This window comes from Pseudomonas sp. KCJK8993, from assembly GCF_046230915.1.
In the GTDB taxonomy this organism is placed as follows: domain Bacteria; phylum Pseudomonadota; class Gammaproteobacteria; order Pseudomonadales; family Pseudomonadaceae; genus Aquipseudomonas; species Aquipseudomonas piscis.
On sequence record NZ_JBJJLO010000246.1, the window covers coordinates 1 to 1113 of the forward strand.

The 1113-nt window shown below is 55.1% G+C and carries 1 protein-coding gene; it reads left to right on the forward strand.

The features are described 5' to 3' along the window. Positions 1-1112 (forward strand): elongation factor Tu (tuf, locus tag ACK6AU_RS31980; RefSeq protein ID WP_409303766.1); only part of this gene is annotated, 1112 nt, incomplete at its 5' end. Position 1113: the final 1 nt, after the last annotated feature.

The window sequence follows — 1113 nt, forward strand, 5'->3', positions numbered from 1 at the left end:
TGACCGCTGCTCTGACTCGCGTTTGCTCCGAAGTTTTCGGTTCGGCTCGTGTTGACTTCGACAAGATCGACAGCGCTCCAGAAGAAAAAGCTCGTGGTATCACCATCAACACTGCGCACGTAGAGTACGACTCGAACATTCGTCACTACGCGCACGTTGACTGCCCAGGTCACGCCGACTACGTCAAAAACATGATCACCGGTGCTGCCCAGATGGACGGCGCGATCCTGGTTTGCTCGGCTGCCGATGGTCCGATGCCGCAAACTCGTGAGCACATCCTGCTGTCCCGTCAGGTAGGTGTTCCGTACATCGTTGTCTTCCTGAACAAGGCTGACATGGTGGACGACGCTGAGCTGCTGGAACTGGTTGAGATGGAAGTGCGCGATCTGCTGAGCACTTACGACTTCCCAGGTGATGACACTCCGATCATCATCGGTTCGGCTCTGATGGCTCTGAACGGCCAAGACGACAACGAAATGGGTACCACCGCTGTTAAGCGTCTGGTAGAAACTCTGGATACCTACATTCCAGAGCCAGAGCGTGCTATCGACAAGCCGTTCCTGATGCCAATCGAAGACGTGTTCTCGATCTCCGGTCGTGGCACTGTGGTAACTGGCCGTGTTGAGCGTGGCATCGTTCGCATCCAGGAAGAAGTTGAGATCGTGGGTCTGCGCGAGACTCAGAAGACTACCTGCACCGGCGTTGAAATGTTCCGCAAGCTGCTGGACGAAGGTCGTGCTGGTGAGAACTGCGGCGTTCTGCTGCGTGGCACCAAGCGTGACGACGTTGAGCGTGGCCAGGTTCTGGTTAAGCCAGGTACCGTTAAGCCGCACACCAAGTTCACCGCTGAAGTTTACGTTCTGAGCAAAGAAGAAGGTGGTCGTCATACTCCGTTCTTCAAAGGCTACCGTCCACAGTTCTACTTCCGTACTACTGACGTGACTGGTAACTGCGAACTGCCAGAAGGCGTTGAAATGGTAATGCCAGGTGACAACATCCAGATGACTGTCACTCTGATCAAGACCATCGCGATGGAAGATGGCCTGCGTTTCGCTATCCGTGAAGGCGGTCGTACCGTCGGCGCTGGCGTCGTAGCCAAAGTCATCGAGTAAT